12 protein-coding genes and 1 pseudogene are annotated in these 9717 nt (G+C 53.9%); 9 read left to right on the top strand and 4 right to left on the bottom strand.

The genetic code is table 11. The features are described 5' to 3' along the window. Positions 1-202: 202 nt before the first annotated feature. The 3 genes and pseudogenes from IBT46_RS26670 to IBT46_RS26660 all read right to left on the bottom strand — a co-directional run. Positions 203-384 (bottom strand): annotated as a pseudogene (locus tag IBT46_RS26670) (IS630 family transposase); the annotation flags it as partial. Positions 385-484: 100 nt separating this feature from the next. Next, entirely contained in the window at positions 485-1453 is a 969-nt protein-coding gene (locus tag IBT46_RS26665; RefSeq protein WP_200548088.1) for a helix-turn-helix domain-containing protein, read from the bottom strand. Positions 1454-1525: 72 nt separating this feature from the next. Then, positions 1526-1771 carry a hypothetical protein gene (locus tag IBT46_RS26660; protein ID WP_200548087.1) on the bottom strand — a complete coding sequence of 82 codons (246 nt, stop codon included), beginning with the start codon at positions 1769-1771 and terminating at the stop codon, positions 1526-1528. Between IBT46_RS26660 and IBT46_RS26655 the strand changes: the two genes are divergently transcribed. The 9 genes from IBT46_RS26655 to IBT46_RS26615 all read left to right on the top strand — a co-directional run bounded on the left by IBT46_RS26655 (position 1758) and on the right by IBT46_RS26615 (position 8687). Next, positions 1758-2804 (top strand): phenylacetaldoxime dehydratase family protein, encoded by a 1047-nt coding sequence (locus tag IBT46_RS26655; protein ID WP_200548086.1) that lies wholly within the window; start codon positions 1758-1760, stop codon positions 2802-2804. The genes IBT46_RS26660 and IBT46_RS26655 overlap by 14 nt on opposite strands. Before the next feature lie 37 nt (positions 2805-2841). Continuing rightward, complete coding sequence (locus IBT46_RS26650) at positions 2842-3708, top strand: transporter (protein ID WP_200548085.1); 867 nt, start codon at positions 2842-2844, stop codon at positions 3706-3708. 111 nt (positions 3709-3819) lie between these two features. Next, positions 3820-5334, top strand: a complete 1515-nt coding sequence (locus IBT46_RS26645) for an amidase (RefSeq protein WP_200548084.1) — start codon at positions 3820-3822, stop codon at positions 5332-5334. Positions 5335-5383: 49 nt separating this feature from the next. Then, positions 5384-6031 (top strand): nitrile hydratase subunit alpha, encoded by a 648-nt coding sequence (nthA, locus tag IBT46_RS26640; protein WP_200548083.1) that lies wholly within the window; start codon positions 5384-5386, stop codon positions 6029-6031. After that, a complete protein-coding gene (gene nthB, locus IBT46_RS26635; protein WP_200548082.1) occupies positions 6028-6687 on the top strand; it encodes a nitrile hydratase subunit beta in 660 nt (219 codons plus the stop codon). Before nthA ends, nthB begins: the two co-directional genes overlap by 4 nt. Continuing rightward, positions 6684-7118, top strand: coding sequence for a nitrile hydratase accessory protein (locus IBT46_RS26630; protein WP_200548081.1), 435 nt, complete (start codon positions 6684-6686; stop codon positions 7116-7118). Before nthB ends, IBT46_RS26630 begins: the two co-directional genes overlap by 4 nt. A gap of 30 nt (positions 7119-7148) precedes the next feature. Continuing rightward, entirely contained in the window at positions 7149-7358 is a 210-nt protein-coding gene (locus IBT46_RS26625) for a CbtB-domain containing protein (RefSeq protein ID WP_200548080.1), read from the top strand. Positions 7359-7368: 10 nt separating this feature from the next. Beyond that, positions 7369-8130: a CbtA family protein gene (locus tag IBT46_RS26620; RefSeq protein ID WP_200548079.1), complete on the top strand. Its 762-nt coding sequence runs from the start codon at positions 7369-7371 to the stop codon at positions 8128-8130. Next, positions 8127-8687 carry a histidine phosphatase family protein gene (locus IBT46_RS26615; protein ID WP_200548078.1) on the top strand — a complete coding sequence of 187 codons (561 nt, stop codon included), beginning with the start codon at positions 8127-8129 and terminating at the stop codon, positions 8685-8687. Before IBT46_RS26620 ends, IBT46_RS26615 begins: the two co-directional genes overlap by 4 nt. A gap of 72 nt (positions 8688-8759) precedes the next feature. Here IBT46_RS26615 and IBT46_RS26610 read toward each other — a convergent pair whose 3' ends face one another. Beyond that, positions 8760-9527 carry an alpha/beta fold hydrolase gene (locus IBT46_RS26610; protein ID WP_200548077.1) on the bottom strand — a complete coding sequence of 256 codons (768 nt, stop codon included), beginning with the start codon at positions 9525-9527 and terminating at the stop codon, positions 8760-8762. Positions 9528-9717: the final 190 nt, after the last annotated feature.

Below are 9717 nucleotides of genomic sequence, written 5' to 3'. Positions count from 1 at the left end.
ATCCGGGCTGAGTTCCCTCAAAGTGATCTATTATTCGGAACAGCTATTTAGAAGATTTTTTGAATGAACAGTGAATCGCCTAAATAGCTGTTCCTAATACCGCTACAGTTTTGCCTGACTATGCTTCCCGCCAGGAAACGGACTTCCCGTATTCATAAAATCGCGCATTTTTTCAATAATTGCCACATCGAACGACAACGATAATCCAGCGGCCTACAGATGAACGACACAGCAAAGCGTTCTGGCAACATAGCTAACGCGATCGCCATGATGAAGCATCAGCATGGCGGTTAGCCTGCGGGCATGGTTCTTGTCACGCGTTGTGTGAATCGTTTTTTGCATCAGGCGTCGTTCGGTTCGGGGTATTAATGCTATGATCGTTATCGCTCAGTCCGGTTGTTGATATTGGTTGGTTTGGCGATTGATCAGATCGCACAATCCGGGCTGAGCTCCCTCAAAGTTATCTACTATTCCGAACAGCTATTTAGCTCTCTAAATTGATATTTTCTTTCATCAACGAGCTGGGCGTTACTCCGAAAGCCTTACGAAATGCATGACTGAAATGAGTCAAATCAGAGAAGCCGTGATCAAGAGCTATCTCTGAAACACTGCGTGCTCCGCCCTGAACAAGGGCGTTTCTGCAGGCGGTCAGACGTTCCTGCCATATAATAGCAGCCGGAGTTTTCTGATGGCGGGCAAAAGCACGGGTTACAGTGCGGACGGACACATGATGCGCTTTCGCAATGCTTTCCAGACTTAGTTCAGGGTTTTTCAGATTACGGCTGATATAGTTACGTACTCTCGCGTACAAATCGCGTTCAGCAGCAACTTTATCGATACTCTGAAGTTCAAGACTCAGCGTCAGCAGATCCAGTATCGTCTGCGAAAAGCGCCCGGCCATTTCCGGGTTATCCGACAAAACAGAATTATTCGCGGCCAGACAAACGATTTCCCTGAGTGGGGTCATACCGGGGCGGTTTTTATCAAGGATTGTGGCAGTCATCAGCCCCCTGGCTGAAATCTGCCCGTTGAGAAGGTGCCGCGGAATACGGATCAGATGATTGTCGTTTCCGCCTATGCTGAACCGAAAAGTCTGGGCCGCATCATAAAGCACCAAGTCTCCTGCTGACAGGCGGGCCCTGCGACCGCCCTGTTCGAGCTGACCATATCCCCCTTTAATATAACCCAGCCACAGATCATCCTCCGGCCCCGAGCGCAGATGATGTGCCTTTCTTTCCCAGTGATGCAGAGTTGAATTAAGGGTGCACACATCTACCAGCCCTACTTCGCGTACCGCAAGCTCACCATTAAACCGGCCATCAGCCTGGGGCCTGCCATCTGAAGGAATACAGTGACGAAGAATAACGTCATGCCAGTAATCAAAGCGCTGATGGACTGCAACCTCTCCGGTTGAATACCGAATTTCTCCCTGGGGTGCGGAATGATTGTTCACAGCGACACCTCATATAAATCGGCTGATAAGTAATAGTTGTTACTGAATATAAGCAATTTCCGCGCCATGCTTTTATCCGGCACCACAGGCATAAACTAATGCTGTCAGAAAGATGTCACCTTCCCCTGCGCCCTTTTCCAGTGCACACCCGCACCGTTTCTGTTCAGATTGAATCTGCAGTAGCGCAATCACAGATGTGTCCGCAACAGCCAGTTGATTGTCCTGTTCAACCAGGTAGACAAAAAAATGCTCCTTAGTATCAGTGTTGAAAATATCCATCACTGAAAGCTTACCGGAGAGTTTTATGGAATCAGCCATAGACAAGCACCTTAAATGCCCCCGCACGCTGTCCCGCCGTGTTCATGATGACTACGAACCTCCTTTTCCGATGTTTGTCGGCCGGGCCGATAAAGACCTCACTCAGGTCGTCATGGCCTATCTTGGGGTGCAGTTTCATGAAGAACATCGCCAGAAAGGGGTTCTGGCCATGCAGCACATGGTCGATAGCTTCAGTCTTGATTACGGTCCGGATCATCATGACATGACCTTTCATGTCGATAACCAAGGGTTCGGAAACTTTATTGTTGTGGGCTACTGGCGGGATCCGTCGGCCTATTGTCGTTGGATGCGCCTGACAGAAATCGAACATTGGTGGTCATCAGACGAACGTCTGGATGATGAGCTTGGCTATTTTCGGGAAATCATCGCACCGCGCGCAGAGCAGTTCGAAACCCTGTATGCCTTTAAAGAGGAATTGCCGGGCGTCGGGGCTCTCATGAACAATCTCAGCGGTGAGATTCAGGAACACGGCTATTGGGGGGCTGTGCGTGACCGGATTCCGGCCTCACAGAATGACTGGCTGCAGCCTGAAGGTGATTTGCACATCGTTGCAGGCGATCCCGTAATCGGAGGTCGGGTGATCGTGCAGGGTCACGACAACATTACGCTTATCCGCTCCGGTCAGGACTGGGCAGATGCCGATGAACAGGAGCGCCAGCTTTACTTCAATGAGATGCTTCCACCGCTGCAGGCAGGCATGGATTTTCTGCGCGACGAAGGGCACGTGCTCGGCTGCTACAGTAACCGCTTTGTGCGCAACGTTGATCGTGACGGAAACCTGCTGGATATTGCCTACGATATTGGCTTCTGGCGCTCTCTGGACCGGCTTGAGCGCTGGGCCGAATCTCACCCCACCCATCTGCGTATCTTTACCACCTTCTTTCGTGTCGTAACCGGCCTGCAGAAGCTGCGGCTTTACCATGAGATTTCCGTTTCAGACGCCCGTTTTCAGACCTTTGAATACATCAACTGCCATCCCGGAACCGGGATGATGCGTGACGCGAAGCGCTGAGAAAAATAATTAACAACGTCAACATTCAGGGGGTTTTATGCACGTATTACGTTTCAGCGCGCCAGCGCTCATGCTCGCGTCTCTGCCGGTTTTCGCGGTGGAAGTAGCGCCCGGTGATTACAGCCAGTTCGCTGACGGCACAACCGTAGGGCTGCTTTATTACCAGCATGCATCAACCGGTTCGGCGTACTCGCGCGGTAACAAAGTTAGCTCTGATTACAACCTGACCTCTGACATCGGCATGCTGCGTCTTCAGCATACCGTGCAGATTAGCGAATCAGCGACGCTGGACCCGCAGTTTCTTTTGCCATTTGGACGAGTTACAGGTGGTGGTGAAGCTGCTTCGCTTGGCTCAGCCAGTGGTACCGGTGATCTCATACTGACCGTTCCACTGAAAATCAGGCTCAGCGACAGTGGAGACATTTTTGGTTTTGCTCCTTATCTGTACGTGCCCTCAGGCAGTTACGATCATAACGATCTCCTGAATCTGGGCGAAAACCGCTGGAAAGTGGATCTGCAGGCCGCATGGGTGAAGTTCTTTACAGAACGCTGGGCGCTGGACGTGGTGGGCGATGGCATCTGGTACGGGAATAACAGTAACTATGGCCCGGAATCATCACGACTTAAACAAGATAACGCGTGGGCCGTACAGATAATTGGACGTTATATGCCCGATCAGACGCTCTCCTTTGGACTGGGATTAGGTCAGACCTGGGGGGGCGAAACCACTATCGATAGTGTGAATCAGGATAACCCGACTCAGACTACGAATATCCGCCTGACTACCACGAAATTCGTCACCCCGCGCGATCAGTTCCAGATCCAACTGGGGCGGGATCTGCGGGTAGAGAATGGTGCGGAAGAAAACTTCCGCGTGAACCTGCGCTACGCCCGCGTTTTCTGATGCTGTCCTTCCTGACCAGTTGGCTGTCCTTCTCAGCCAGGTGGCGGGGAGCCGATCGCGTTATGTTCAAAACAGGAAATCAGTCTTAGATATTTATATGAGGAACAGAACATGGCCATTGAACGCCCGGATGCCGCCCAGTTACAGCAACTCGCCCGCCAGCTTCATCTGACTCTTTCAGAGAGTGAAGCCGCTGAATATCTTTCCCTTATGCAGCCTAACCTTGATGCCTATGATCTGATAGAGGGTTTAACGGATGAAATTCCGCCGGTTGAGTACCCGCGCGAAAAAGGCCACCGTCCGGCAGTAGATGAAAATCCGCTGAACGCCTGGTATTACAAAAGTGAGGTACGAGGGGCTCCCGATGGCAAGCTGAAAGGAAAAACCGTGGCGCTGAAGGACAACGTCGCCCTGGCCGGCGTGCCGATGATGAACGGGGCCGCCTCGCTGGAAGGGCATGTGCCCGCCTTCGATGCAACAGTGGTAACCCGCCTGCTGGACGCCGGTGCAACCATACTGGGTAAGGCTACCTGTGAACATTTCTGCCTTTCCGGCGGCAGCCATACCTCCGATCCGGCGCCCGTCCACAACCCCTGGCGTCAGGGACACAGTGCAGGTGGCTCCTCTTCGGGCAGCGCCGCGCTGGTTGCTGCAGGTGAGATTGATATGGCCGTGGGCTGCGACCAGGGCGGTTCTATTCGTATTCCCTCTGCATTCTGCGGCACCTACGGAATGAAGCCTACCCACGGGCTGGTCCCTTACACCGGCATTATGCCCATTGAGGCCACTATCGACCATGCCGGTCCTATCACCGCTAGCGTGCGTGACAACGCCCTGATGCTGGAAGTCATGGCAGGTCCTGACGGTCTGGACCCGCGACAGTACAGCCCGCGCAGCGGGAACTATACCGCCGCGCTGGACAAAGGGGTCAGAGGGCTGAAAATAGGAATAGTGACGGAGGGATTTGGACTAGCTAACCTTCAGCCTGCTGTCGCTGAGAAAGTCCGGGCAGCGATTGACCGTCTGATAAGCCTCGGCGCACTGGCAGGAGAGGTGTCGGTGCCTGGGCATGCGCTTGCCGCCGCGCTGTGGTCACCCATCGGCTGCGAGGGCCTGACGATGCAGATGATGCACGGCAACGGTATGGGGTTTAACTGGGAGGGCCTCTATGATGTTGCGTTACTTGATAAACATGCCGCATGGCGTGCGAACGCAGACTCGCTCTCCCCCTCTCTCAAAATCTGTATGCTCATCGGCCAGTATGGCCTCTCACGCTACAACGGCCGCTACTACGCCAAAGCCCAGAATCTGGCACGCCGCGCACGCGCCGATTACGACCGCGCCCTCAGTGACTTTGACCTGCTGGTCATGCCTACAGTACCGGTAACGGCTCCGGCCCTGCCATCAGCTGACTGTTCGGTAACGGAATATATCTCCAGGGCGTTTGAGATGATTGGTAATACTGCGGCCCTTGATGTTACTGGTCATCCGGCCATGTCTGTCCCCTGCGGGCTGGCAGGGGGACTGCCCGTTGGCATGATGCTGATAGGCCGTCACTATGCTGAAAGCACTATTTATCAGGCTGCCGCCGCGTTTGAGGCGAGTGGTGACTGGAAGCAAATGTAATAACCGGGCCGCAATGTCCGACACCGTTACCAACACCCGGAGAAGAACGATGGCACATGACCATGACCATGAGCACGACCATACCGAGCCCCCGGCAGAGATTGCGCTGCGAGTAAAAGCGCTGGAGTCACTACTGACGGAAAAAGGACTGGTTGACCCTGTTGCGCTGGATGAACTCATCGATACCTACGAACACCGCATCGGGCCGCGTAACGGCGCCCGCGTGGTGGCGAAGGCCTGGAACGATCCCGATTACAAGACACGTCTGCTTGAACACGGAACCGCGGCTATTGCCGAGCTTGGGTTTTCCGGCGTACAGGGCGAGGACATGATGGTGGTTGAGAACACGCCAGATGTTCATAACGTGACCGTTTGTACTCTGTGCTCCTGCTATCCCTGGCCGACGCTTGGCCTGCCGCCGGCCTGGTACAAATCAGCGCCTTACCGCTCGCGTATCGTCATTGAGCCGCGAAACGTCCTGGCTGAGTTTGGCCTGAACATCAGCAAGGAAAAGGAAATAAGGGTATGGGACAGCAGCGCCGAACTGCGCTATCTGGTGTTGCCAGAGAGGCCGGCCAACACCGCGGGCTGGAGTGAAGAGCAGCTCGCTAAGCTGGTGACGCGCGATGCCATGATAGGCACCGGTGTTGCCCTGCAACCCGATACCCTTAAAGACATTCCGGAGGAGGTGCGATGAACGGAATACACGACCTGGGTGGAATGCACGGCATGGGTGCCGTCATTACTGAAGAAAATGAACCGCCTTTTCATCACGAATGGGAGCGGCGTACCTTTTCATTATTTGCCTCCCTGTTTGTCGGTGGCCACTTTAACGTGGATATGTTCCGGCATGCTATTGAGCGCATGAACCCGGCGCACTACCTCGAAGAAAGCTATTACGAACACTGGATGCACGCTTTCGAAACGCTGCTGCTTGAAAAGGGGGTAATAACCCCGGAAGAGCTGGCCGGCATCCAGCAGCCGGGAGAAGCCTCTGCTGACATCCCTGTATTACGCAAAGAAATGGTACAGGCCGTCGTCATGACAGGAGCATCAGCCCGCGTTGAGACTGACATTCCCGCGAGCTTCAGGGCGGGCGATCGCGTAAGGGCAAAAAACATCAACCCAGCCGGCCACACCCGCCTGCCGCGCTATGTACGCGGAAAAACCGGCACGATCGTCATTGATCACGGCGTATTTATTACTCCGGACACCGTGGCACACGGCCTTGGAGATCATCCGCAGCACGTCTACAGCGTAAGCTTCGACGCCACAGAGTTATGGGGAGAAAACGCGCCGGCAAAGGATACGGTTCGCATTGACCTGTGGGACGATTATCTGGAGGCGTTATGAGCACATTCACATCGGTAATGATGAGTGAACCGGGAGCAGGCAGCGCACCGTTTGAGCACCCATGGCAGGCGCAGGTCTTTTCCCTGGTCGTCTGCCTGCACAAAGCAGGACTGTTCAGCTGGAAGACCTGGGTCGACGTGTTCAGTACAGAAATTAAAGCGCACCCGGCAATGGCGCATGAAAGTGTGAATGATGCCTATTACCGCCAGTGGGTGGCCGCAACGGAAAAGATGCTGATGTCACTGCAGATGGCCGATGAGGCAGAGATAGCCCGCCGGACAGATGAATGGCGTCAGGCATATCTCAATACTCCCCATGGCATGCCGGTGACGCTCGTCAGCGCAAGCTGCCCGCCTGAGCATGTTCATCATCACCCGATGCACCGTGTCCCCGTGGCTATAAGCCCGGGAACGTCACAGATTGATTCCTGAAGATTTTGCAACCAGAGATGAGGACAAATTATGGAAAATATTGTTGAAAATATTCGTTCAGAGCACGCGCCGATTCCCCTCAGCGCGATCCTGCCCTGGGCTGCATTTATCACGCTGATGGTGCTCCTGTCGGTCTATTTTATCGGTGCTGAGCAGGGAGCTACCGCCGTCTTCTCCGGCAATCAGATCCATGAGTATTTCCATGATGCCCGGCATCTGCTGGGATTTCCCTGCCACTGAGGGCTGACGCATGACCGGAAAGCTGTTGTTGAACGGAATGTTCGCCGGAATGCTGGCGGGTATCGTTGCTTTTGGTTTTGCCCATTTTCTGGGTGAGCCGCAGGTTGACAAAGCCATAGCCTTTGAAGAAGCGCTCAGCGCAAAGCAGGCCAGCACTGAAAGTGAACATCATCATAATCATGATGACGAGGGCGAGGTTGTCACTCGCGGTATACAGTCCGGCGCGGGCCTGCTGAGCGGAATGATATTGTTCAGCGCCGCGATGGGTGGAGCACTGGCGCTGGTATGGTCGCTATGCTGGCAGCGTACCGGACCCTCCAGCGCAAGAGCGCTTGCGCTGATTCTGTCACTGGGGGGATTTCTGTTTATGAGCCTGATGCCGGGGCTGAAATATCCGCCCAATCCACCGGCGGTGGGTGATGCAGCTACGATTGGTTACAGGACAATGCTTTACTTCCTCATGCTGCTTGTTTCAGCTGCGATTATTATTACAGCGGCCTGGAGTACGCATCAGCTCCGGACACATATGGCCAGCTGGAATGCAGCGATCTGGGGGATCCTGACTGGCCTCACGATACTGATTGTGGTCTGTCTGCTGATGCCGGCGGTGAATGAAATACCCGAAGGCTTCTCTGCAGACGTTCTCTGGCGCTTCCGGTTAAGTGCTTTCGGCACGCAACTGGTCATGTGGTGTACAACCGGCCTTTTGTTTGGCTGGATGACAGAAAATAGCCTGAGTAAAGCCAGCCGCCTGCAGGCGACAGAAGCGTGAATGCGGTGATGCACATTATCTGCCAGGGAGAAACCCTGGCAAACCGCCACTCGCGCTTTCCAGCGAATGACGGGCTCTCCGACACAGCAATCGAAGCTCTGAACCAGATGAATGCAGATATCAGAGCCGGGAGTAAAATATGGATCGCTCCGGAGGTTGCCGCCCGACAGACTGCAGCCGCATTGAGGTTAAAGGGAGAGGTTGTTACTCAGCTGGCGGAGCCTGACTATGGCCGCTGGGCGGGCCTACCCGTAAAGCAGGTTATGAAGGATAGCAGTACAGCATTTCATCGCTGGCTGTCGTGTGATGCACCGCCGGATGGCGAGAGTATCGCTGCGATTATATCCCGTACAAGCGAATGGCTTTTACAACATGAAAGTCTGCAAGGTCACCACTGCGCGATTGCATCGGCATCTGTTATTCGCGCAATCATAACGGGTCTGCTGGATGCGCCATTGAGTGCATTCCAGCGGATCGATATTGCACCACTAAGCAGGACAATTCTGACAAGTAATGGGAGCCGCTGGAATATCTGCACATTGGGTGAAAAGATATAGTTCATTAATATAATTCCATTTTTCAGTTCATCCGACGGTGCCACAAGGGTCCATTTATGAACGGTAATGCTTCTACAGAAACGCATCAAGCACAGGCAGAAGCCACTGTGGCTGACTTTCCTGCACAGAATGGTCAGTGAATGGCAGATTCAGAAACGTTGCTCCTGTTACCCGGTCTGCCAGTTCGACAACGTTAGCGCGAGAGACAAGCTGGTCTTCATCGCCCCGCACGACCATCAGGCTGGCACGGATGTCACGCACGGATTCGCCTGGATAGCCTGCTTCGCTCTCGTCAAGCCAGAGTTGGCGCACTGTCGCCATCAGCCTGTCGAAATCCGGCTCCGGGTTTACTGCAAGGTAGCGCTCGACTTCTAGAGGGAACTTCTCATACCAGTCTGCCGCGGTGATGTTCGCGTACATCTCTCTTGTCGGATCATCCAGCGATAAGGACCAGTGCGCGCCGATCGTAATAAGCTTGTCGATCCATGCCGAGCCGCTAGCGGCCGAACGCAGGGCTACTATGCCGCCATCACTGTGGCCAATGATGCTGGCGCTGGCAACCCCCAAATGCTGAATAACAGCCTCCATATCCTCCTGAATACGCCTGTAGGTCAGAGGAGAATAACCGAGCGTTGATCTGCCATGTCCCTGACTGTCAATGCCGAGCAAGCGGTAGGTCTTGCCCAAGTGCGCTGTCAGATAATTGAAGGTTTGCATATCACCGAGACCGCCGTGCAGAAGCAGCAGTGCCGGGCCGTCCTGATTACCCTGCTGTTCGTAATAGATGCGAACGTCGTTGATTTGAAGGTGTACGCCGTCCCTGTGGTTAAAGACTGTCATTCGGTTAAGCCTTTTGCTGATATATTGAGGATGCTTGTATCGCATCAGTTTAATGCTGCCAAGGACTGACGTCGGTGGATTGGAAACAAGCAGGAAAGCAACTTCATGTACTAAAAATGACAGGGCTAAATAGCTGTTTGGAATAGTATATAACTTTGAGGGAGCTCAGCCCGGATTGTGCGATCTGATC

The organism is Erwinia sp. S38 (assembly GCF_016624545.1).
In the GTDB taxonomy this organism is placed as follows: Bacteria; Pseudomonadota; Gammaproteobacteria; order Enterobacterales; family Enterobacteriaceae; genus Erwinia; species Erwinia coffeiphila.
The sequence above is the reverse complement of the archived record's forward strand: the minus strand, read 5'-3'. Positions and strand labels throughout refer to the sequence as shown.

Coding starts and splice junctions, on each gene's coding strand:
- nthA (WP_200548083.1), top strand. CDS start 5,384: ATGGCACATGACCATGACCATGAGCACGACCATACCGAGCCCCCGGCA.
- IBT46_RS26610 (WP_200548077.1), bottom strand. CDS start 9,527: ATGACAGTCTTTAACCACAGGGACGGCGTACACCTTCAAATCAACGAC.
- IBT46_RS26655 (WP_200548086.1), top strand. CDS start 1,758: ATGGAATCAGCCATAGACAAGCACCTTAAATGCCCCCGCACGCTGTCC.
- IBT46_RS26660 (WP_200548087.1), bottom strand. CDS start 1,771: ATGGCTGATTCCATAAAACTCTCCGGTAAGCTTTCAGTGATGGATATT.
- IBT46_RS26620 (WP_200548079.1), top strand. CDS start 7,369: ATGACCGGAAAGCTGTTGTTGAACGGAATGTTCGCCGGAATGCTGGCG.
- IBT46_RS26650 (WP_200548085.1), top strand. CDS start 2,842: ATGCACGTATTACGTTTCAGCGCGCCAGCGCTCATGCTCGCGTCTCTG.
- IBT46_RS26630 (WP_200548081.1), top strand. CDS start 6,684: ATGAGCACATTCACATCGGTAATGATGAGTGAACCGGGAGCAGGCAGC.
- nthB (WP_200548082.1), top strand. CDS start 6,028: ATGAACGGAATACACGACCTGGGTGGAATGCACGGCATGGGTGCCGTC.
- IBT46_RS26645 (WP_200548084.1), top strand. CDS start 3,820: ATGGCCATTGAACGCCCGGATGCCGCCCAGTTACAGCAACTCGCCCGC.
- IBT46_RS26625 (WP_200548080.1), top strand. CDS start 7,149: ATGGAAAATATTGTTGAAAATATTCGTTCAGAGCACGCGCCGATTCCC.